General features: G+C 33.9%; 19 protein-coding genes. All 19 read left to right on the top strand.

The window, feature by feature from the left end:
• The 19 genes from E0F89_RS11225 to E0F89_RS11310 all read left to right on the top strand — a co-directional run bounded on the left by E0F89_RS11225 (window position 1) and on the right by E0F89_RS11310 (window position 22,960).
• On the top strand, window positions 1-3,555 hold the full coding sequence (locus E0F89_RS11225) for a response regulator (RefSeq protein ID WP_131909873.1): 3,555 nt from the start codon (window positions 1-3) through the stop codon (window positions 3,553-3,555).
• Between the two features lie 50 nt (window positions 3,556-3,605).
• Window positions 3,606-6,005, top strand: coding sequence for a response regulator (locus tag E0F89_RS11230; protein WP_131909874.1), 2,400 nt, complete (start codon window positions 3,606-3,608; stop codon window positions 6,003-6,005).
• Between the two features lie 309 nt (window positions 6,006-6,314).
• Window positions 6,315-10,511 (top strand): CheR family methyltransferase, encoded by a 4,197-nt coding sequence (locus E0F89_RS11235; RefSeq protein ID WP_131909875.1) that lies wholly within the window; start codon window positions 6,315-6,317, stop codon window positions 10,509-10,511.
• A 281-nt stretch (window positions 10,512-10,792) separates the two neighbouring features.
• Window positions 10,793-11,242 (top strand): ferritin-like domain-containing protein, encoded by a 450-nt coding sequence (locus tag E0F89_RS11240; protein WP_131909876.1) that lies wholly within the window; start codon window positions 10,793-10,795, stop codon window positions 11,240-11,242.
• A 293-nt stretch (window positions 11,243-11,535) separates the two neighbouring features.
• On the top strand, window positions 11,536-11,730 hold the full coding sequence (locus tag E0F89_RS11245) for a hypothetical protein (RefSeq protein WP_131909877.1): 195 nt from the start codon (window positions 11,536-11,538) through the stop codon (window positions 11,728-11,730).
• Window positions 11,731-12,396: 666 nt separating this feature from the next.
• Window positions 12,397-12,750 (top strand): hypothetical protein, encoded by a 354-nt coding sequence (locus tag E0F89_RS11250; protein WP_131909878.1) that lies wholly within the window; start codon window positions 12,397-12,399, stop codon window positions 12,748-12,750.
• Window positions 12,751-12,853: 103 nt separating this feature from the next.
• Entirely contained in the window at window positions 12,854-13,201 is a 348-nt protein-coding gene (locus E0F89_RS11255; RefSeq protein ID WP_131909879.1) for a DUF892 family protein, read from the top strand.
• Window positions 13,202-13,792: 591 nt separating this feature from the next.
• Window positions 13,793-14,881 (top strand): alkene reductase, encoded by a 1,089-nt coding sequence (locus tag E0F89_RS11260; RefSeq protein ID WP_131909880.1) that lies wholly within the window; start codon window positions 13,793-13,795, stop codon window positions 14,879-14,881.
• A gap of 228 nt (window positions 14,882-15,109) precedes the next feature.
• Window positions 15,110-15,583, top strand: coding sequence for a Dps family protein (locus E0F89_RS11265; RefSeq protein ID WP_207915815.1), 474 nt, complete (start codon window positions 15,110-15,112; stop codon window positions 15,581-15,583).
• A 24-nt stretch (window positions 15,584-15,607) separates the two neighbouring features.
• The gene (locus E0F89_RS17130) at window positions 15,608-15,763 is read left to right on the top strand and encodes a hypothetical protein (protein WP_165930015.1); all 156 of its coding nucleotides are present in this window, start codon (window positions 15,608-15,610) and stop codon (window positions 15,761-15,763) included.
• Window positions 15,764-15,925: 162 nt separating this feature from the next.
• Window positions 15,926-17,308 carry an OmpA family protein gene (locus E0F89_RS17500; protein ID WP_131909881.1) on the top strand — a complete coding sequence of 461 codons (1,383 nt, stop codon included), beginning with the start codon at window positions 15,926-15,928 and terminating at the stop codon, window positions 17,306-17,308.
• A 256-nt stretch (window positions 17,309-17,564) separates the two neighbouring features.
• Window positions 17,565-17,942 carry a hypothetical protein gene (locus tag E0F89_RS11275; RefSeq protein WP_131909882.1) on the top strand — a complete coding sequence of 126 codons (378 nt, stop codon included), beginning with the start codon at window positions 17,565-17,567 and terminating at the stop codon, window positions 17,940-17,942.
• 47 nt (window positions 17,943-17,989) lie between these two features.
• The gene (locus E0F89_RS11280) at window positions 17,990-18,211 is read left to right on the top strand and encodes a hypothetical protein (RefSeq protein WP_131909883.1); all 222 of its coding nucleotides are present in this window, start codon (window positions 17,990-17,992) and stop codon (window positions 18,209-18,211) included.
• A 122-nt stretch (window positions 18,212-18,333) separates the two neighbouring features.
• Entirely contained in the window at window positions 18,334-18,774 is a 441-nt protein-coding gene (locus E0F89_RS11285; RefSeq protein WP_207915817.1) for a hypothetical protein, read from the top strand.
• A 104-nt stretch (window positions 18,775-18,878) separates the two neighbouring features.
• Window positions 18,879-19,340 (top strand): PA2169 family four-helix-bundle protein, encoded by a 462-nt coding sequence (locus E0F89_RS11290; protein ID WP_131909884.1) that lies wholly within the window; start codon window positions 18,879-18,881, stop codon window positions 19,338-19,340.
• 179 nt (window positions 19,341-19,519) lie between these two features.
• On the top strand, window positions 19,520-20,311 hold the full coding sequence (locus E0F89_RS11295) for an MlaE family ABC transporter permease (RefSeq protein WP_394345968.1): 792 nt from the start codon (window positions 19,520-19,522) through the stop codon (window positions 20,309-20,311).
• Window position 20,312: 1 nt separating this feature from the next.
• The gene (locus tag E0F89_RS11300; RefSeq protein ID WP_131909885.1) at window positions 20,313-21,089 is read left to right on the top strand and encodes an ABC transporter ATP-binding protein; all 777 of its coding nucleotides are present in this window, start codon (window positions 20,313-20,315) and stop codon (window positions 21,087-21,089) included.
• Between the two features lie 17 nt (window positions 21,090-21,106).
• A complete protein-coding gene (locus E0F89_RS11305) occupies window positions 21,107-21,991 on the top strand; it encodes an MlaD family protein (protein WP_131909886.1) in 885 nt (294 codons plus the stop codon).
• Window positions 21,992-22,201: 210 nt separating this feature from the next.
• Entirely contained in the window at window positions 22,202-22,960 is a 759-nt protein-coding gene (locus E0F89_RS11310) for a DUF4382 domain-containing protein (protein ID WP_165930016.1), read from the top strand.
• Window positions 22,961-22,994 lie beyond the last annotated feature (34 nt).

Genomic DNA, 22,994 nt, shown 5'->3' on the forward strand with positions numbered 1-22,994 from the left:
ATGGAGCAAAATATTTCTACCAATACTAAATTAAAAATGTCGCTGTCAAACAAAATAATAACAGGATTCATTGTATGTATCCTGATTATTATAGCGGTTTCAATTTTTACTTTTAAAAACAGTGAAAAATATATCGCGTCAAATGATATGGTGAACCGTACCAATCAGATTCTATTTGAATTTGAACAGATCATGGTGAACAGCATTGAAGCCGAAAGCGGCACACGCGGTTTTATCATTACCGGCAGTGAGAATTTTCTTCAATCATTTTCAGAGTCCAATTCAAAAGTAATGTTGCACCTTAATAAGGCTAGGCAATTGACTAGAGATAATGCCCTTCAACAAAAGAATATTGAGGAACTCGAACAGGAAGTAAAAATTCGCACCGATCATTTGAACAAAAGCATTGAATTTAGAAAAAAAGGTTTTGAAAATGCAAGAGAATTAGTTGCTGCAGGAGAAGGGAAGCGAATTCAAGATAACATTGCAGCAATTGTTAATCGGGCAAAGGACATTGAACAGGATTTACTTGTGAAGCGAAAAGAAACAAGTGAAGCGGATGCCAGCAATTTTTATATAATTCTACTCTTTTTTGTTGCACTTATCATTAGCATTTTGGTCATTGTATACAATATCATTTTTAAAAACTTAAGGGCGCTTAAACAAGCCGAAACAGAAAATATAAGTAAAACCTGGTTGGCGACCGGAAACTCCGAGCTGAATAAAAAATTGATAGGTGATAAAAGTATAGAACAGCTCTCAAACAATACCATTAGTTTTTTTTGTACGTATTTGAAAGCCAATATAGGCGCTGTCTATTTGTTGGACGAAAAAGAAAACACATTGGTGCTGAGCGGACAATATGCTTTTTCTTCTCTTAAAAGTGCGAAGCGACAATTTACGCTTAATGAAGGATTAATAGGTCAGGCCGCTTGGGAACAGAAACAAATTTCAATTTCAGCTGTAGCAGAAGACCAAGTGCACATCACTTCCTCGGTAATGAACATCACACCAAAATATTTGCTGATTACTCCTTTTTTGCAGGATGGCAAAACTCTGGGAGTAATAGAACTAGGAAGGCTTACCGAGTTCAATACAACCGAAAAAGAATTCATCAATGTTTCGATGAATAGTATTGCCATTAGCGTTAATACTGTTCAACAAGCTGAAGAAAAAGAAAAACGCGCAGCTGAATTAGTTATTGCTAATCAAGAGCTTATCTTTCAAAGAGACGAAAAAGAAAAACGGGCAGCAGAATTAGTTATTGCCAACCAGGAACTGATCTTTCAAAGTGATGAAAAAGAAAAACGTGCTGCTGAACTACTAGCTGCTAATCAGGATCTTGCCTATCAGGCCGAAGAACTTCAAGCACAGCAGGAAGAGCTAAGACAGATGAATGAAGAGCTGGAAGAACAGTCGCAAAACCTGAAGCAACAACAGGAGGAACTGCAAATGACCAATGAAGAGCTCGAAGAGCAAACACAGTCATTAGAATTAAAAAACACAGAGGTTGAAGCGGCAAAAAACAACATTGAACAAAAAACCAAACAACTCGAAATAAGCAATAAATATAAATCAGAATTCTTGGCTAATATGTCCCATGAATTAAGAACACCACTCAATAGCTTACTAATATTGTCAAAAGATTTATCTGACAATAAAAAGAAAAACCTGGATCCACTTCAAGTGGAAAGTGCCGAAATAATTTATAAAAGTGGCCATGATTTACTGGTGCTGATTAATGAAGTACTTGATCTTTCTAAGATTGAGGCAGGAAAAATGGCCATCCAAATTGAAAGAATATCATTGATAAATTTTATGAATAATCTCATTCGTAATTTTAAACACCAAGCGGATCAAAAAGGACTCCTTCTCAGTGCCAATTTGGATCCACAACTTCCCGAATTCATCTATACCGATTTGCATCGTCTGAATCAAATATTGAAAAACCTTTTATCAAATGCCATAAAATTTACGGAGAAAGGAAGTGTCATTATCTCTATCAATCCCCATACTGCAAATACTATATGCATTTCAGTAACTGATACCGGAATTGGCCTACATCCAGACAAACACGCTTCCATTTTCGAAGCTTTTCAACAGGCAGACGGCGGTACAGCAAGAAAATATGGCGGAACCGGACTAGGTCTTTCCATTTCACGAGAACTCGCTAAATTGTTGGAAGCTGAAATAAAAGTAAGCAGTGAAGTCAATCAAGGTTCTACTTTTTCGCTCATTATTCCACTTAAAATAAATGCTGAAAAAGAGACTGTCGTAACTAATTTAAACGAGGTCGTTTCCTTTCAGCCACGCTTACAAGATGACTCGAAGTATTTGAATTATCCCTCGATAAACGATAACCGAAATTCAATCAACGCAAATGACAAAGTTGTGCTTCTGATTGAAGATGATTTAAAATTTGCTAAGATTCTTTTAAATCAGGCCAACGAAAAAGACTTCAAATGCATCGTTGCAGCAACAGGAGAAGACGGTTTAGTACTTGCTGCCAAATACAAACCGCAAGCCATTATTCTGGACATGGATCTGCCTGGAATCCAAGGACATCAAGTCTTAGTTGAATTAAAAGCAAATCCGGAAATTAAGCATATTCCCGTGCATATAATTTCTGCAAACGATTCGTCCTCAGAGCCAATTAGAGCCGGTGCAGTAGAATATTTAATGAAACCCATTGACAAAAATGATTTAGAAGCAGCATTCAACAGAATTGAAACATTTGTCAACAGAGAGATAAAAAACCTTCTAATTATTGAAGACAATGAAAATGCAAGAAAAGCAATAAAAATACTAATCGGTAATGACAATGTAAATTGTTTTGGAGCAGGAACCGGAAAAGAAGCCCTTGAAATATACGAAAATAATCAAATCGACTGTATCATATTGGACCTTGGTTTACCTGATATTAGCGGGTTTGACCTTATTCATCAAATCAAGAATCATAAAGACCATAATATTCCGCCCGTTATCGTTTACACCGGCAAGGAATTAACAAGAGAAGAGCATAATGAGCTTCAAAAATACTCCGAAAGTATTATTATAAAAGGAATCAAATCTGAAGAACGATTGCTCGATGAAACAGCGCTTTTTCTTCACAGAACGGTTAAGAATTTACCGGAATCGGAACAAATAGCCGTCAGTAAATTGTATCATAAAGAAACTATATTTAAGGGTAAAAAAATATTGCTGGTTGATGATGATTCACGTAATGTCTTTGCTTTAACCAAAATACTGTCCGAGCAGGGAATAGAAATAATAAAAGCAGAAAATGGAAGAATTGCTTTGGATATGCTGGACGCCAATGATGATATTGATATGGTTTTAATGGATATCATGATGCCTGAAATGGACGGCTATGAGGCAATGAAACGCATAAGAGCTCAATTTAAATTCCGAAAATTACCCGTGATTGCCTTGACTGCAAAAGCTATGAAAGACGATAAACAAAAGTGTATTGATGCCGGAGCCAACGAGTACATCACTAAACCTATTGATGTAGAACGACTACTTTCCTTGATGCGAGTATGGTTGAGCAAATAAAAAACAGCTTGAATAAAGAATGTAGATTAAAGATTAAAACATTGTGAAAAATGGATACAAATAGTGCAGTAAAAATTTTAATGGTAGATGACAGGACAGAAAATTTATTTGCCCTGGAAATCATTTTCCGAGACGAGAATTACCAATGCATTAAAGCTACTTCTGGCGGCCAGGCGTTAACCATTCTTGAGACGGAACAAGATTTTGCAATCATTTTAATGGATGTTCAAATGCCGTTGATGGATGGTTATGAAACCGTCGAATTTATTCGCCAGATTGAAAATCTTAAACACGTCCCGATTATTTTTCTGACAGCCAGTATGGATTCCTCTATTCAAATCTTTCAAGGGTATCAGGCAGGTGCAGTTGATTATATGATCAAACCATTATCACCTGAAATCTTGCGGGCAAAAGTAGCTATTTTCGTAGATTTATATAAAAAAAACAAAGAATTATTAGTTCAGGCAGAGCAATTAAAAAGGCTTAACGCCGATTTTACAGCCCAAAAATTACTTTCCAAATATTCACTCAGTCTTATCGAAGCAAATCTCGATCCTTTATTTGCGATTAATCAAGAAGGAAAAATAACGGACATGAATACTGCTTCAGTAAAAGTTACTGGAGTATCAAGGGAGAAATTACTTGGAACTAAGTTTAAAGATTATTTCACTGAACCACAAAAAGCTGTGGAAACGTATGAAAATGTTTTTGCAAAAGAAATTGTTGCTGATTCTTTATTACGGCTTCGGCACGAAAATGGCAAACTGACTGATGTATTATTTAACGGCTCCGTGTACAAAGATGATGATGGAAATGTACTAGGAGTCGTGCTTGTTGCCAGAGATGTAACTGCGCAGAAAAGATTTGAAAATGAATTAATTGAGGCAAAAAGCAATGCTGAAGGAGAAAGACAAATCGCTGTTGCGGCCGTAAAATCTAAGCAGCAATTTTTGTCAAACATGAGCCATGAAATCCGTACGCCGATGAATGCCATTATCGGATTTACGAAAGTAGTTCTAAAAACAGATTTAGATAAAAAACAAAAGGAGTACTTGAATGCCATTAAAGTTTCGGGTGACACCCTGATCGTTTTAATTAATGATATTCTTGATCTTGCAAAAGTAGATTCCGGTAAAATGACATTTGAACGGATTCCCTTCAAGATGGCTGAATCTATATCGTCAATGCTACATCTTTTTGAAACAAAAATCCAGGAAAAAAATTTACAATTAATACGGGAATATGACCACAAAATTCCTGAAGTTTTGGTAGGTGATCCAGTTCGTCTGCATCAAATCATTTTAAATCTGGTCAGTAATGCGGTTAAGTTTACACATAAAGGTAAAATTACAGTAAGCGTTAATTTACTCGATGACACTGACGATATTTCAACGATAGAATTTGCAGTCACGGACACCGGAATAGGAATTGAGACAAAAGAATTAGAAAATATATTTGAAAATTTTGAACAGGCGACCTCAGATACGTCAAGGTTGTACGGCGGTACAGGTTTAGGTCTTGCCATCGTCAAGCATTTAGTGGAGCCTCAAGGCGGAAGTGTCAGTGTAAAAAGCAGAGTAGATAAAGGCTCAATATTCAGCTTTATATTAAGCTTTCAGAAAACAAAAGCTGAAGCTGAATCAAAAACGAATTTGTTAAAATTAGAACCTGAAAATAAAAATTTAAAAGTCTTGGTAGTTGAAGACATTCCGCTCAATCAATTGCTAATGGAAACACTTATGGACGATTTTGGATTTGACTGCGATATTGCCGCCAATGGTAAAATTGCAATCGACAAACTAAAAATCACAAAATACGATATTATTTTAATGGACTTGCAGATGCCCGAGATGAACGGTTTTGAAGCGACGGAATACATCAGAAACACGATGCGTTCGGATACGCCCATAATTGCCTTTACTGCAGATGTAACCACCGTTGATATAGCTAAATGCAAGGCTGTTGGGATGAATGATTATATTACAAAACCTGTTGACGAAGAATTATTATACAGTAAAATAATCAGCTTGGTAAAACAACCTATGCTAATAAGTACTGCAGTAGATAAGGAAGTGCAAGCCGTAAAGTCGAAATGCACTGACCTAACCTATCTGATTCAGCGCACAAAGTCAAATCAAAAACTGATAATGGAAATGATTGGACTTTATCTAGAACAGACTCCCACATTAATTAATGCAATGAAAAGGGCCTTTGAGGATAAAAACTGGGATAAGGTTCAGGCGGCAGCTCACAAAATGATTCCGTCGTTTTCAATAATTGGAATAAACAGAGAGTACGAAGAAATGGCAAAAAAAATTCAAGAATACGCCTCTACAAATCAGCAGAGCGAAGAAATTCCGCGTTTAATTTTAGCCCTTGAAAACATCTGTTCTCAAGCATGCGACGAATTGGAACAAGAGGTGAACATTATTAAAAATAGTATATTATAAAAGTGAAGTAAAAATCTTTGGTGTAAATCAGTAAAAAATACAATAATTCACAACTATTCTATAGTACCGCAAACAAAAGAAAGTCGCTATTTAGCTACTTTTAATATTATTCGTTATTTGCATTCCGTCTTCATAACTCAGAAAGCACTATAAATCGTTCCTTTTTAGATAAATTATTAAACATATTTTCTTATTTTTAAACAAATATTAGAAATACAATTTGAATTAAAACGTCTCAAGAAGTCTTGGATGTAACATAAATTTACAGTCATCTATTGAAACTGTAAATTTAGCAATACCTACTCTATTATGACGTTAGCTAAAAAACCCAGTCCGAAAAAAACAACACCCGAAAAAGAAATCAAAAAAGAATCTTTTACTGTTGTAGCCATTGGTGCCTCCGCCGGAGGTCTGGAAGCGTTTAGCCTTTTACTGAAAAATTTACCTGCGGATACCGGTATGGCTTTCATATATGCCCAACACTTAAGCCCAGACCATAAAAGCTTACTGACTTCCATTTTATCAAAGATCACAAAAATGAAAGTTCAGGAAATTGATAATATGGAAAAAATGGAGCCTAATAATGTGTACGTTATTCCACCCAATAAAGTTATTGAAGTGATTAACGGACATATTCGATTACTTCCTCGCCTTAAAAAAAACGTAACCAACCTGACAATTGATCTCTTGTTTTCCTCACTTGCCGAGACTCATAAAGAAAATGTCATTGGCGTGGTGCTGTCCGGTTATGCCAGTGACGGTATGATGGGGCTTAAAGCCATTAAAGATGCCGGAGGAATTACCTTTGCACAAGATGACACCGCGCAAGCCGAAAGTATGCCTAAATCCGCTATTTCAAAAGGAGTGGTAGACTATATTTTATCGCCAGTGGAAATTGCCAAGGAATTAGTTCGCCTTAGCAAAAAAGGCATCCCGAAAAGTCCGCTTCCTAAAAAAGAGGTGAAAGAAAAAGCAATAATTCTTGAAAATGACCAGTATGATATAAATACCATTTTTGAACTTTTGCTCAAAGAAACCGGTGTGGATTTCAGTCATTATAAAATGCCCACGATCAAAAGGAGAATAAACCATAAAATGCAGCAAAATGGTATAAAAACAATCCAAGAATACGTAAAACTTTTGCTGAGCAAAAATAACGAAATCGAAATCCTTTATACTGACCTACTGATTAATGTAACCAGTTTTTTTAGGGAAACAGAAACTTTCCAGTTTCTGAGAACCAACCTGCTTCCAAATATTTTAAGGAATAAATCTCAAGACGAAACACTACGAATTTGGGTTCCAGCCTGTTCCACCGGTCAGGAAGCATACTCGATTGCAATGATTATTTCGGAACTGCAAGAGGATCAAGTAAACAAAATACCCGTGCAGATTTTTGCCACGGATCTTAGTGAAAACGTAATTAGGGATGCTCGAAACGGAGAATATTCCCGAAGTGATGTAGAATCTATTCCTCAAAACTATCTGACGCGTTATTTCACCAAAGTTGGTGACAATTATCGCATTATCAAGGACCTCCGTGAAATGTGCATATTTGCACCGCACAATATTTTGCGAGACCCTCCTTTTTCGCGTATGGATTTTGTAAGCTGCTGTAATCTTTTAATTTATTTCGATTCGGCAGCGCAAAAAAAAGTCTTTACTTCATTACATTTTGCGATGAACGATACCGGATATTTAATGCTTGGAAAAGCCGAAAGTACAGGGACATCATCACAACTTTTTACTTTAATAAATAATAAATTCAAAATCTATTCTCGAAAAAATAATTTGGGCGTACGGAAAATACTTGAATTAACACCTCGCTTTACGCGTTCCAGCATGCCCACTAAAAAAACATCTAACAATATTATCCCTAAAAACATAATTGTAGATCAGGAAAATATTGAAACTGCTATTGATTCAGCACTACTTTCTAATTATATGCCAGCCTGTGCAGTGGTCAACAAAGACATGGAAATTCTTCAGTTCAGAGGTCCCATCTCCTCCTATCTCGAGCATGCATCGGGAAGAGCCAGTCTTAATATTTTGAAAATGGCGCGACCTGAATTTGCTTTCGAACTTCGTAATGCAATCAATAAAGCGATAGAAACTAAAGGAACTATCAGCAAATCGGGCATTGAAATAAAAATAGACTCCGTTTTACGACTGATGTCTTTTGAAGTTTCTCCCCTCAAAATTGAGTGGGAAGAGCCTCTGCTTCTCATTGTTTTTAAACCTCAGGAAGCGATTGAAAATTTGATTGGAATTGATCCGACGCATACAAGCAATGGTACGCTGAAAGACATTAAAATTAAAAAACTGGCGGAAGAGTTGAACAGTACGCGTGCAGAAAGGATCTCCATTATTGAAACGCAGGAGACGATTTATGAGGAATTACAGGCGGCAAATGAGGAAATCGTTTCATCAAATGAAGAATTTCAAACTCTGAATGAAGAGCTTGAGACCTCAAAAGAAGAAATTGAAGCCACCAATGAAGAGCTCATCTCCACAAATCAGGAATTACAAATGCGTCATGATTTATTAATTGAATCGCATGAATATTCAGAGGCTATCATTGCTACCATTCATGAACCTATGTTAGTTCTAAATAAAGATTTTAATGTGATATCCGCCAATAAATCGTTTTATAAAAAATTTCTGGTGGACAAGGAAGAAACAGAAGGGAAATTATTATTTGACTTAGGAAATAAACAATGGGATATCAAAGAACTCCGCAAAGCATTAAATGATATACTGTCGCAAAACAGTAGTTTTGAAGACTTTGAAGTTACTCACACATTTTCGGCCATTGGAGAACGAATAATGTTGCTAAATGCACATCTGATTATTCAAAAAACAAATAAAGAACAGTTAATTCTTCTTGCAATTGAAGACATAACGGATCGATCTCGTTATTATCTCAAAGAAAAATACTCTTTAAGTCTTATAGAAGCCAGCCTTGATCCGCTGACCACAATAAATAATGAAGGTAAGATTACGGATGTGAATCGGGCAACGGTAAACATCACAGGCGTATCGCGGGAACAATTAAACGGGACTGATTTCTTTGGGTATTTTACAGAACCTGAAAAAGCTCGTGCTGTTTCTCAGCAAGTATTTGCCCGTGGATTTATTACCAATGCGCCTCTGAAGATTCGTCACAAAAGCGGTACCTTGACAGATGTACTATTAAATGGATCCGTTTATAAGGATGACAGCGGAAACGTTTTGGGAGTCGTTATTGTTGCACGAGATGTTACGGATGAAAAACGAATTGAAGCAGAATTGATAGAAGCTAAAGTATCTGCAGAATTGTCCGCACTACTGGCCGAAGAAGCAAAAAGTAATGCAGAAAAAGCCACAAAAATTGCTGAGAATGCGATGAAGGCCAAGCAACAATTTTTGTCTAATATGAGTCATGAAATCCGAACTCCTATGAATGCCATCATTGGATTTACCAGAGTTTTACTTAAAACAGAATTATTAGAACAACAAAAAGAATATCTGAACGCAATTAAAATGAGTGGCGACACCTTGATTGCATTGATTAATGACATACTTGATTTAGCAAAGGTCGATGCCGGCAAAATGACTTTTGAACAAAAACCATTTGAACTAGTTGCCACTGTAGATGCAATGCTAAAATTATTTGACACAAAAATTCACGAAAAAGATTTAAAATTAGTCACCCAGTATGATAAAAAAATTCCTGAAATTATTTTGGGAGACGCAATCAGACTGCAGCAGATTATTTTAAACTTAGTCAGTAATGCGGTGAAATTTACTTCCGAAGGCAAAATTTCGGTTAGTGTTCACCTATTGTTTGAAGATCAAGAAAAAGTAATCATAGAATTTGAAATTACCGATACCGGAATTGGGATTCCCGAGGATAATATAGATTTAATATTTGAAAACTTTCAGCAGGCACCAAATGGATCTTCCAGCCTTTATGGCGGCACCGGTTTAGGGTTGGCCATCGTCAAGCAACTGGTAACCTCGCAAGGAGGAAATATTCGCGTCATCAGTAAAAAGCAAGAAGGCTCCACCTTCAGGTTTACATTGCCTTTTCTCAAAACTAAAAAATCTGCAAAAGTAAAAGATAAAATAAAACCAGTAGCCGCAGTAATCAGAGAAATAAAAGTATTGGTAGTGGAAGATATGGCGCTCAACCAGTTATTGATGAAAACTATACTGAACGATTTTGGATTTGAAAGTGATATAGCCGACAATGGGCAAATTGCTATCGAAAAATTGGTAGACAATGAATACGATGTTATTTTAATGGATTTACAAATGCCTGTTATGAATGGCTTTGAAGCTACAGAATACATTCGTAATACAATGAATCTAAAAACTCCAATCATTGCACTGACAGCTGATGTCACGACAGTTGACGTGGGAAAATGTAAGGCTGTAGGAATGGATGATTATATCGCTAAACCCATTGACGAAAAGTTATTGCATGATAAAATTGTGGAATTAACCAAGACGGAAAAACTTTAAATAAAAGCAATTAACTACTACTAAAACCAAATTTACTTACTATCAAAAGTTAAGTGAATTTGGTTTTTTTTATTATTAATCCATTTTTTTTTGAATCAAAATTATTTGTATCGATAAATCAAAGCTTGAACAGTAATTATTATTTTTAAGTACTGTATATCAATTACTTAATAATATGTAAATGTTACAAATATTTTAAATAATTGTATAAAAATTTAAATCTAAATTATCCTGATATTTGTATAAGTGAAAATTAATTCACTACTTTAAATACAAAAAAGATGAATACTGAAAAATCAATTGACATATTAAATTCGCTAATTCAAATCAATAATGATAGAATTGAAGGTTATGAAACCGCGTCAAAAGAAGCTGACGAAACCGACTTGAAAACATTGTTTTCTCATTTTACTGAAACGAGCTTAAAATGCAAAGCAGAACTTGTTGCAGAAGTAAAACGATTGGGCGGAAAACCAACAGAAGGAACAACCACATCCGGTAAATTGTACCGAGTATGGATGGATCTTAAATCTGCTGTTACAGGAAGCGATAGAAAAGCGATAATTAATTCATGTGAATATGGAGAAGAGGCTGCACTTGAGACATACAAGGATGCTGTAAGTAATAGTGAAGATTTATCTTCAGAGCAACTGATGATGATCAAAGAACAACATGCAGCTATACAAGCAAATTACCAAAAAATAAAAAATTTAAGCGATTTAATGGCGTAAGCTTTTTATTTTTTTACAAAAACATGCGGTTGAAAAGTAATTTTTCTCCGCATGTTTTTTTGTTTAAATAATCTTCAAATTGAATTTAAAAATGTAATCCATTCCCTTATAAGTGTGAATGATATAACTTTTTTTAACAATTGTATAACACTTTTGTTGCGCAATCAAAATATATTTGCACTACAATTATGATTTCCGGAAACGGTTATTCTAATGATATGAAGTATTTGTTTTTCAAACTGTTATGGTTAAAAACCGGTATTAAAAAAGTATAAATCTTAAAAAGAAAAATTATGAATCTTAAAAGAATCTTTGGGGCATTACTTACCGCTCTTGGAATAGGCGGTCTTATTTACACTGCGGTTATATTTGCAGGAACATCAGGCGAAACAAGAGATATTAAAGCATTAATTATTTACGGTATACTTGGTCTGATTTTCTTTGTTTCTGGAATTAGTCTTGTTCGTACAACAAAAGACGAATCATAAAATAGTGCAGATATTCGGAATTATAAGTAACTATTATTTCGGACTATAGAATAAAAAAATTTAGAAGAGGCTGCCTAAGGTATGCCTCTTTTTATTTGTCTTAAATGTTATTTAAAAATTAAAAACAAATATTATTCCCCACAAAAATTATATGTAATGTTTTAAAAATTAATTGTTTACTTATATTTTATAAAGATAATTTTGTACTTTTAATTTTTATGAAAACATCCCAATAAGTAAAACATACATTTAATTAAATAGCTTGAAATCCCCACAATCGAGCTTTTCGTAGTAAAACAAGATGCATACGATAGTTTTTTAAATCTTGATTATTCGCTGTATAATTTCAAAAAACTGTTCGTCATTTTACAATTTTTTTGAGTTGTGTTTGCGGAGATTAGTTAAATATTTTACTGGTAATAGCATTCAATACTTTTAACAAATCGAGTTTTTTGGTGTGAAACTGTTTTATAAATTATTTTGAGAGGCACTTTAGTTCTGAGTATTTTCAAATTTCACGCAGATTTATAAATATAAAATAACAAAATATAGTGGATCAGTACGATTAGCAAAATAAAAAAACGTGAAAGATGTAAATCTTTTGCGGAATTATATAATAAATTTTGGACATATTATTGAGAACTTAGATTCTTTAATAATAGCAAAATGAAAAAAGTAATCTACATACCGAAAACCAACATCATACAGCTTAATAAAACATTAAATAGTGCTTTTCGCGGTCACATTATTTATCTTTTAAGTGAAGATGATAGTATTAAAGAAACCAGGAAAATTAATATTGTTTCTGACAATATGATCAACATGAAAGATTCTGTTAAAAAGGATGAAAATTTCGAAGCTAATCAGAAAGATGTTAATCAAAACAATTTTGGCAATGATTTGGATCCTTCTGGTTCACAATTAAAGAATGGTCAGGAAAATAGCAGAGATGAAGAGCGGCCGAATAATCATGAAAGTCCAAAATCCAACACTGATTCTGACGAGAAAGAAAATGAATAAATATGTAAAAATTATAAATCGTACCTTAAATTGTATAAAAGGTTATGAGGAGTAAAAGCTCAAATTTACAAATCTAAAGAATATAACAATTAAACTAAAACAAATGAAAAGTACAGCCACCATCATTGATAAAAAAGGTAAAGTTCAAAAAGGTAAAGGAAATTCACAGCAAACAACTTCAAGTTTAAATGAAAGTTGTCGAAATGTTTTTGTAGAGGAACTAAAAGAAATTTACTACTCCGAAAAAGCACAGCTTCTCGCTATACCAATCATGATTAAAAGCGCAGCTAGTGATGAAGTAGTAGATGCGCTAAAAATACATTTGGAATTTACGATAGAGCACATAAAGCGACTAGAGGATATCTTTTACTCGATTGGAGAATCTGCTATTATTTTAAGATATGAAGCGATTTACGGATCAATCGGGCCGGAGACTTCAACCAAAAGCTAATCACGCTATGTAGTGACAAAGAATAATTTTATTCGCCGTACAAATTTACTTGTCGACATTATTTTTTTTTAAGAATTTAATTGCCTTTCCAAAGTGACCTGCTGCGGGAAAATTTTTAAAAAACTTTGGTATCCCTCTAAGTTGCATATAAAAAATAAGTTATTCTCCATTTTTTCAGGTTTGCTAAATTGTAGTAACGGCCTCAAGAACATGGTGTTTTAGAATCTTCCACCTATAACCAACTAAAAGGTACACGAGCTTGATAACCGTTGATCTGAAAATCACAGCAAAAATGTTTATCTAACTTAATTTTTTCAATTTAACGTATAAACTTCAGCCTTTTCTAAGGCAATGGTTAATTTTTCCACAAAATAGTTAGACACCGTTCACTTTTTAGATGGAAGTCATTTTCAAACATCTTTAAAGCCTTTATTTTTAAGAATTATAATTTGCGATGGAAATTCTTCGCAATGAGTTTTTATATTTATAATTCGCTAATTATGAAATGAATACATTATTTTCATGACTATTTTAACTCCCAAAATTAATTAAATCAATTATCTTTATATCAGCAAATTAACACCAGAAAATATGAAAACAATGCAAATATTCACACCACAAAAAGTCGGGTCTTTAGAAGTAAGTAATCGAATCGTTATGGCTCCGATGACCAGATGCAGAGCGATAGATAATATTCCTAATGAATTAATGGCAGCATATTATTTACAACGTTCGAGCGCCGGATTGATAATAACGGAAGGAACCTCACCCTCACCCAATGGTCTTGGATATGCCAGAATTCCTGGAATATTTAGTAAAGTGCAGGTCGAAGGATGGAAAAAAACAACTAAAGCTGTCCATAAAAACGGCGGCAAAATATTCGTACAATTGATGCACTCCGCAAGAATCAGTCATCCACTGAACATGCATCAGGAGGCCCAAATATTGGCCCCTTCTGCGATAAAAGCCGCTGGGCAAATGTGGACAGATCTTAAAGGTCTCCAAGACTTTGTTGTGCCAAAAGAAATGACTCCCCAAGATATTTTACATGCCAGAACAGAATATGTTGCCGCAGCGGAAAATGCTCTATTTGCGGGCTTCGATGGTGTTGAACTACACAGTGCAAATGGTTATTTGTTAGAAGAATTTCTTTCTCCCGTAAGTAATATTAGAACAGACAATTATGGCGGTAGTATTGAGAACCGTTGTCGATTTGTGCTGGAAGTTGTAACCGCCGTTGCAAATGCCATTGGAAAAGATAAAACAGGAATTCGATTATCTCCCTATGGTGTAGCTAGTGATATGCCACATTATCCGGAAATAGACGCAACCTATGATTACTTGTCAAAAGAGTTAAATAAACTGGACATCGCTTATATTCATCTGGCGGACCATTCAGCCATGGGAGCGCCTGAAGTGCCTTTAGCAATTAAAAAAGTGATACGAAATAATTTTAAAAACACTATGATTATTTGTGGGGGAAATAATAAAGAAAGTGCGGAGGAGGCTATAGAGAGTGGACTTACAGATCTGGTCGCGTTTGGACGACCGTACATCAATAATCCTGATCTTGTAGAAAGATTCAAAAACAATTGGCCTCTATCTCAGGATTTAAACATGGATTTATTTTATACTGCGGATGAAAAAGGATATACTGATTATCCAAATTATAAAGATTGATTACCAACAGTTTGAACAAAATCAACATCTAGCGTTTATTGTAAATTAAAATGTTTTGAATATTTCAAATCTGAACTCAGGAAAAATAAGTAACCTAAAAAATCATTTAAATCCAGTTGCAGTGTGTGAATGATATAACTTTTAATTTAAATTTTACAACTCTTGACGACACTAAAAGAAATAACTTTGTAAGTAAATTATTTAATATAATAACAAATATACACAATCATGAAAATACAAATTGGGATTACAGAAGCACATTTAAAAAACAGCATTTCGATTCTTTCTTCAATTTTGGCGAATGAAATGACTTTATACATTAAAATTCGAAAATTTCATTGGAATGTATCTGGCCAAAGTTTTATGGAACTTCACAAATTATTTGAAGGTCAATACACACAATTGGAAAAATCCATTGATGAAGTAGCGGAACGCATAAGTAAATTGGGCGGAAAAACGATTGGGACAATGAAAGAGTTTGCTGAGCTGACAATTATCAAAGAATCTCCAAATCAGTATCCTGCACAAAAAGATATGATCAAGGAATTAGTGGAAGACCATGAGACTGTTATCGTTCAATTGCGTAAAGATGTAGATACCAGTGCAGATGAAAACAAAGATGCCGTAACTGCCGATTTCCTAACAGGATTGATGGAAGCACACGAAACAATGGCATGGACGCTAAGAAGGTATTTAGAATAAAAAAATTAGTAAATTAAAAAAGACATGGAAAATTCAAGCTATGAAGCTATATATCATTGGGAAAGTTATTGCAGGGTGGGAAAAACATCTTCAAAAACTAATTGGGATGAAGAACAAATAACACTTCAAGATGATGGAAAAGTAGAAGATTTGACAGAACCATCACATCTTCAGAAATAATTTTTCTCGCTATTTTTTAGTCCTTCAGTAGTTCAGATTTTTCAGTAAATTAAAGATAAACCTAGTAAAATGTGTGAATAACACAACATATTCGAAAAGTTTTATAACTTAAATTCGTGCAAAATGAGTAACCTTTGCATAAAATAATTAAACACAATCAAAATGAAAAAAATCTTATTAGTATGTACCTGCTTAGCATTTACATTTATTTCGAAAGCGCAAACCGAAGACAAGAAATGGAATGTCGGTCTTCATGGCGGAGTAACACAATATCAAGGTGATTTAGGTAATAATTTTTATAAAACCGATAAAGCATTTTACGGTTTTGGTGGAGTTTCGGTGTCTAGATATTTAGGTCGTTATTTTGATTTAAATCTTTTACTTTCAAAAGGAACCGTTGGATTCAATAATAATCCTGCAGGAAGTTTTAAAAGTGATTTTAATGCCGCCTCGTTAAATTTAAGATTTAACATGACTGGTCCTGAATCAATTGTTAGACCTTATGTGTTTGCAGGTGTAGGTGCAATGTTGTTTGACAAAAACCTAAACTTTAAAGAAGAAAATATTGACTACATGTTGCCAAATGTTGGTGGTGGTTTAAACTTCAGATTAAGCCCTGTAGTTACCCTTAATCTACAAGAAACATTCAGCTATTCTAATAAAGATAGAAGAGACGGTGTTGTAAGCGGTAAAAAAGATGCTTTTTTATCTCACATGGCTGGACTTACTTTCAATTTAGGAGAAGTAAAAGATGCTGATAATGATGGTGTTTCTGATCGTAAAGATACTTGTCCTGACACTCCGGCTGGAGTAGTTGTTGACGAAAATGGTTGTCCATTAGACAGAGACAAAGATGGTGTTCCTGATTATTTAGATACTTGTCCTGACACTGCAGGATCTGCAGCAATGAATGGTTGTCCAGATTCTGATAATGATGGAGTTGCTGATATCAATGACAAATGTCCAGATACCCAAATGGGAACTAAAGTAGATGCTACCGGATGTCCTATGGATAATGATAAAGATGGTATTCCAAATGATTTAGACCGTTGTCCTGATGTTGCTGGACCAGCAAGTTTAAACGGATGTCCAGATACTGACGGAGATGGTGTTGCTGATATTGATGACCGTTGTCCAACTGTAAAAGGAACAATGGAAAACAAAGGATGTCCTGAAATTACAAAACAAGATATCGAAAGAATCACTTATTTAGGAAGTAAACTATTCTTTGAGAATAACAGTGCTAAACTAAAAGTGGGTTCATTAGTTCAATTAGATGAACTAGTAAGTCTGATCAATAAATATAACGCTTCTAACTTAGTAATTGAAGGTCATGCAGATTCTAATGGTAGCGATGCTATGAATTTAGAATTATCTCAAAAACGTACTGAATCTGTTAAAAATTATTTAATGGAAAAAGGAATTGATGGTTCTAGATTAACTGCAATTGGATACGGAGAAAGCAGACCTATTGCTACAAATGCTACGGCCATAGGACGTGCAAAAAACAGAAGAGTAGAGTTGAAAATGACTTACGAAAAATAGTATTATTTAAGTTGAGTTTAGATTGCATATTTAAAAGGGCTGTTGGAAACAACAGCCCTTTTTTTATGTTTAAAAATGAGAATACGTTTAAAATATCATTTACTGGATTCTATTATAATCTGTGAATTATATAATTCTTGTTTAAAATTATATAATATTTTTTCGCGCTATAATACTGAACTTTAATTCATTATAAAAAAAATTAAATCAATACGTTCCACGATCGCATTCTTACTACAATCAAATTAAGAATATTATGAAATCAACAAAAAAATTAGGCATTTGGATGGATCATTCGTTTGCCCATATAATGGAATTCACCTCCAGGCATTTTGAGATTGAAACCATTGAATCGGAATTTATAACCCAGAAGCATAGCACTAAAACAACTACAAAGTGCAGTGATATTGATAATACGCAGAAAAAGAAACTTTCTGTTTACTACAAAAAGATTGGCGACTACATCCAAAATTACCACCGTGTAATCTTATTTGGCCCCACAAATGCAAAAATAGAACTGTTTGATTTTCTCAGTGAAGATGAACGATTTTTAAAAATAAAATTTGAAATTAAGGACACCGACAAAATGACTCAAAGCCAGCAGCACTCTTTTGTTAAAGAATACTTTTCATAAGCCTAATGTACAATTCGTTTTCACAATAAATTTTAAAAACAAAAAAAATGAAAATACGATCTATCGGAATCATACTGATTATTTTGGGAATAATTATGTTGCTCTACAATACCTTCAATTATGTTACTACCGAAAAAGTAGTTGATATTGGTCCTATCGAAATAAATAAAGAAGTAAATCACCCCATTACATGGTCACCCGTTATAGGTATTGTTCTCGCTGCCGGCGGTGTTGCTCTTTTAATTATCAGCACTAAAAAAAATGTCTGATTTTCGCAGGTTTTTAATTTACTTATCTGTGAATAATGCAACATTTATAAATATTTGTATAACAAATTTTTCGGCCAACAGCGTGAAATTTGTATCATAAAATACTTTAAAAAAAAACTATAATGACTTTACAATTACAATCAACTTTAAAAAAATCCATTTTAGCTTTTTCTGCTATTGTGATGGTGTGGTCTTTCGTATCATGCTCGAAAAATGTTGCTTTTCAAAATTCATCGGCGGTTCCTGCTGCCCAAGGTAATGTAACTGTAAAAAAGGATAGTAATAAAAACTATCTGATAAAAATAAAAATAGCAAACCTGGCAGAAGTAAACAGACTGGAGCCTTCAAGAAATTTTTATGTAGTTTGGATGGAAACTGATGAAGCTGTGATTAAAAATATTGGACAGATAAAAAGCGACAGCGGATTTATGTCTTCAAAACTGAAAGCATCTTTTGAAACGGTTACTTCCTTCAAGCCGGAAAAAATATTTATTACCGCCGAAGATCATGCAGATATCACAACTCCCGGTACACAGCTTATTTTATCTACAAGCAAATTTTAGATAAATTCTACTTTGAATATTAAAAAATTTATGAACAAATTTTATTATTCAAAGTTTATAATTTTTAAAATATAATACAAGTTAATATTTAATACAGATATAAGATGAATACAGAAAAGTCAATCGTAGCGTTAAATAATCTTATTGAAATCAATAGTGAACTAATTGAGGTATATAAAACTGCCACAAAAGTAACTGAAGAGAATGATTTAAAAGATTTGTTTAGTGAATTTGAAAAAACCAGTAAAATTTTCAAATCAGAACTTACAGAGGAGGTACAAAAAATGGGAGGTATTCCGGTCATTAGAACGAAAAGAAATAACGTGGTTATCGCTTTTTGGAGCATTGTGCGATCGAGAACTATTGGTAGAGATAGAGAGGATATTTTGAATACTCTTGAATACAATGAGTTCGTAGCTGTCAAAAGTTATAAAGATACGCTGTCCGCTAATTTTGATTATCTCACTTCTGAAATGCATCAAAAACTTAAAACTCAGCAAAATTTATTAAAGGAACACCACGACAGGGTTAAAAAATTAGGAGACTTAATGTTATCGTATAAATAAAATTTTAGACTTGATTGCATTTTTTAAAAAATGTACTTCATTCTTCACTAATTTAAAATAGTACCTTAATCCAAATTGTAGTCAATAATTATGAAAAAACAATTACCTATCCCTACTTTTTAATATATTTGACTAGCTCAAATTTAAAAAGCCCAAAAAATTAAGAAAAACAGTGATACATGAATGAAATATTAACATCAAAGAAGGAAAGTATTATTACCTCCGTAAAAGAAACTTTTAATGATGTAGGGAAAGTTACATTGTTTGCCGCAAGGTTTTTTACAGAGGTACTCAAGCCTCCGTATGAAATGAAGGAATTCATTAAGCAATGTTACGTTATTGGGTATAAATCTTTGCCATTAGTTACTATTACTGGTTTCATCATGGGTTTAGTTCTTACCTTACAATCCAGACCGACGTTAGCTGAATTTGGTGCCGAGTCCTGGTTGCCAAGCATGGTTGCATTATCTTTGATCAGAGAAATAGCTCCTGTTATCACCGCTTTAATATGTGCCGGTAAAGTTTCCTCTGGAATTGGCGCTGAATTGGGGTCTATGAAGGTTACTGAGCAAATAGATGCCATGGAAGTTTCGGCCATAAATCCTTTCAAATATTTAGTCGTTACAAGAATTTTGGCAACTACACTTATGATTCCTTTATTGGTAATATATGCCGACGGAATTGGAATTATGGGAGGATATGTGGGTATAAATATTAATAGCGACGTGAATTTTTATAGATATACCTCACAAGTCATAGAATCTATTACCTTTTTAGATATTTTTCCTGCTTTGATTAAAACTTTTTTCTTCGGATTTTTTATCGGTATGATCGGATGTTACAAAGGTTTTAACGCAGCTAACGGAACAGAAAGCGTTGGAAAAGCAGCAAACTCAGCTGTAGTAACTGCTTCTCTTTCTATATTTATTATTGACATGCTTGCAGTACAAATAACAGATTTATTTTTCTAAAATGATGCAAGAAAAACCAACAACGGACACCACCCCTATTTCTAAATCCGAGGCCCCAGTTATTGAAATTAAGGATTTGTATAAATCCTTCGGAAAAAACGAAGTTTTGAAAGGCGTAACTTTTTCCGTGAAAAAAGGAGAAAACTTAGTCGTATTAGGAAAATCCGGGTCTGGAAAATCCATTGCTATAAAATGTCTGGTAGGATTAGTAAGCGCTGATAAAGGCATTATCAATGTTTTTGGAACCGATATCACTAAACTGAATAACAATGAACTCAACGAAATCAGAATTCGAATTGGATTTCTGTTTCAAAATGCCGCTTTATATGATTCAATGAGTGTTCGCGAGAATTTGGGTTTTACCCTTAAAAGGCATGCAAAAGACTTATCGGCTGAGGACCTTGAAAATCGAATAATAGACGTTTTGGAAAGTGTGGGATTAGGCGAGGCAATTGATAAAATGCCTTCGGAATTATCCGGTGGTATGCGAAAAAGAATTGGACTTGCACGAACGCTGATCCTAAAACCCGAAATTATATTATATGATGAGCCTACTACAGGATTAGACACTATTACTTCACGAGAAATCAGTGAACTAATGATGGAAATCCAAAAGAAAAACAAAACATCTTCTATCATTATTACCCATGATATGCCGTGTGCAAAACGTACTAGCGACCGCATCATTATATTAAAAGATGGTGTAATACATATCGAGGGGACTTACGAAGAATTAGAGAAAAGTGAGGACGAATGGGTCCGCTCTTTTTTCATATAACCACTAAAAAATAAAAAATGGATAAAGAATCTGGATTCCAATGGAAATTGGGAATGTTTGTAGTAATTGGTTTGTCACTGTTTTTTCTAACCATTTATTTTGTTGGAAAACAAAAAAATTTATTTGGATCTACATTTGAATTAAACTCAAAATTTAATTCTGTAAGCGGCCTTGAGGTGGGAAATAATGTTCTCATTTCAGGTATTAATGTTGGTACTGTAGAACAAATCGAATTTTTAACGGATACTTCTGTAGTAATAAAATTAATTATAAGAGAAGAAGTTCGTAAATACATTAAAAAAGATGCTATTGCAAGTATTAGTTCGGACGGTTTGATGGGTGACAAAATACTGACAATATCCTCGGGAAAAAACTCGAAAATATTGGTCGAAGACAACGATTACATCGCTTCTTCGAGAGCTGTTGATATGGACGATTTGATGATTAGCGTTAAGAAAAGTGTCGATAATGCAGGAGTTATCACAGCACAACTTGCTCAGTTTAGTTACAGCATGAATAATGGAAATGGTGCGTTATCACGATTGGTTTCTGACGAGCAATTTGGAAACAGTATTAAAAACATGGTTACTAATCTCGAAAATAGCTCAAATGAATTTAAAAAATTCACATTAAATATGAACAATGGAAAAGGAGCTTTGTCGAAGTTGGTTAGTGATGAACGAATGGGTAAGGTCATCGACTCTTCTTTAACTAATGTTAAAACAGCAACTAAAGGACTGAACGAAGTTATTGAGGCTGCAAAAAATAATTTTTTATTGCGTGGCTATTTTAACAAAAAGAAAAAAGAAGAAGACAAAAAACTAGAAGAAGCGGCTGATTTAGAGGAGGAAGAGATGAAAAAGGAATTGAAAATAGGCACTGAAAATGATTCTTTAAAATAATTGAAAAGACAACAACAGTTTCAAAAAAATTCAAATTCAAATGTTTTAGTATCTAAAGAATTATTGATAAGAAATTACTCAATTATCAGATGATCAAAGTGTAAATTCCATAACTTAATACCACAGTATTGTAATATCAGTTATGCAGTTGCCTTTATCTTTGCTTTCAACAAATCTCTTAATAACCTAAATAAAATGAAAATGAAAAAAATGAAAACAATAATATCTTTTATCATGCTCGGTTTGCTTATAACTTCCTGCAGCAATAATGATGATCAAAAGGGTAATTATCCGTATGCTGTAAGAATGACTGATGCTCCAGGTCCTTATGATGAAGTAAATGTAGATGTACAGGGAGTAGAAGTTATGGGAGAAGGTGGAAAAACTACCATCCTAAATGTGAATGAAGGAATTTATAATTTATTGGAACTTTCAAATGGAGTTGACGCATTAATTGCTACTGATTCATTAGAAATGTCTAATATTACACAGATAAGACTTATATTAGGAAGTCGAAATACGGTAGTTGTAGACGGTGTAAGTTTTCCTTTAAGTACTACCAGCGCTGAACAAAGCGGGTTAAAACTTAAAGTTAATCAATCACTTCAAGAAGGGATTTTGTATACTGTTCTTCTAGATTTTGATGCCAATAAATCTATTGTAAAATTAGGCAATGGAGGATATCAGTTGAAACCTGTTATCAGAACAATAGAGAGAGCAACAAGCGGTTCTATAAGTGGTAAGATTACAGCTGGTGTAATGGCTGTAGTGGAAGTAAAATCAAATTCAACCCAGTTAACGTACGCTTCTAACGTGAATGCTAATGGCGACTTTATGGTGATGGGGCTTCCGCCTGGAATCTATACGCTGACTGTTACTCCAGCCTTACCTTTAGTGGCTGTAGTAAAAAATAATATTACCGTTACGGCTGGTTTAACTTCGGACATCGGTATTTTAGCAGGATTATAAAAAAGCTAATCAATTATAAATAAGCGCTCCTTTT

Source organism: Flavobacterium caseinilyticum (genome assembly GCF_004349085.1).
GTDB lineage: Bacteria > Bacteroidota > Bacteroidia > Flavobacteriales > Flavobacteriaceae > Flavobacterium > Flavobacterium caseinilyticum.

What these genes read in the sequence shown, in the direction of transcription:
- E0F89_RS11225 (WP_131909873.1), top strand. Translation starts at nt 1, where the DNA reads ATGGAGCAAAATATTTCTACCAATACTAAATTAAAAATGTCGCTGTCA.
- E0F89_RS11230 (WP_131909874.1), top strand. Translation starts at nt 3,606, where the DNA reads ATGGATACAAATAGTGCAGTAAAAATTTTAATGGTAGATGACAGGACA.
- E0F89_RS11235 (WP_131909875.1), top strand. Translation starts at nt 6,315, where the DNA reads ATGACGTTAGCTAAAAAACCCAGTCCGAAAAAAACAACACCCGAAAAA.
- E0F89_RS11240 (WP_131909876.1), top strand. Translation starts at nt 10,793, where the DNA reads ATGAATACTGAAAAATCAATTGACATATTAAATTCGCTAATTCAAATC.
- E0F89_RS11245 (WP_131909877.1), top strand. Translation starts at nt 11,536, where the DNA reads ATGAATCTTAAAAGAATCTTTGGGGCATTACTTACCGCTCTTGGAATA.
- E0F89_RS11250 (WP_131909878.1), top strand. Translation starts at nt 12,397, where the DNA reads ATGAAAAAAGTAATCTACATACCGAAAACCAACATCATACAGCTTAAT.
- E0F89_RS11255 (WP_131909879.1), top strand. Translation starts at nt 12,854, where the DNA reads ATGAAAAGTACAGCCACCATCATTGATAAAAAAGGTAAAGTTCAAAAA.
- E0F89_RS11260 (WP_131909880.1), top strand. Translation starts at nt 13,793, where the DNA reads ATGAAAACAATGCAAATATTCACACCACAAAAAGTCGGGTCTTTAGAA.
- E0F89_RS11265 (WP_207915815.1), top strand. Translation starts at nt 15,110, where the DNA reads ATGAAAATACAAATTGGGATTACAGAAGCACATTTAAAAAACAGCATT.
- E0F89_RS17130 (WP_165930015.1), top strand. Translation starts at nt 15,608, where the DNA reads ATGGAAAATTCAAGCTATGAAGCTATATATCATTGGGAAAGTTATTGC.
- E0F89_RS17500 (WP_131909881.1), top strand. Translation starts at nt 15,926, where the DNA reads ATGAAAAAAATCTTATTAGTATGTACCTGCTTAGCATTTACATTTATT.
- E0F89_RS11275 (WP_131909882.1), top strand. Translation starts at nt 17,565, where the DNA reads ATGAAATCAACAAAAAAATTAGGCATTTGGATGGATCATTCGTTTGCC.
- E0F89_RS11280 (WP_131909883.1), top strand. Translation starts at nt 17,990, where the DNA reads ATGAAAATACGATCTATCGGAATCATACTGATTATTTTGGGAATAATT.
- E0F89_RS11285 (WP_207915817.1), top strand. Translation starts at nt 18,334, where the DNA reads ATGACTTTACAATTACAATCAACTTTAAAAAAATCCATTTTAGCTTTT.
- E0F89_RS11290 (WP_131909884.1), top strand. Translation starts at nt 18,879, where the DNA reads ATGAATACAGAAAAGTCAATCGTAGCGTTAAATAATCTTATTGAAATC.
- E0F89_RS11295 (WP_394345968.1), top strand. Translation starts at nt 19,520, where the DNA reads ATGAATGAAATATTAACATCAAAGAAGGAAAGTATTATTACCTCCGTA.
- E0F89_RS11300 (WP_131909885.1), top strand. Translation starts at nt 20,313, where the DNA reads ATGATGCAAGAAAAACCAACAACGGACACCACCCCTATTTCTAAATCC.
- E0F89_RS11305 (WP_131909886.1), top strand. Translation starts at nt 21,107, where the DNA reads ATGGATAAAGAATCTGGATTCCAATGGAAATTGGGAATGTTTGTAGTA.
- E0F89_RS11310 (WP_165930016.1), top strand. Translation starts at nt 22,202, where the DNA reads ATGAAAACAATAATATCTTTTATCATGCTCGGTTTGCTTATAACTTCC.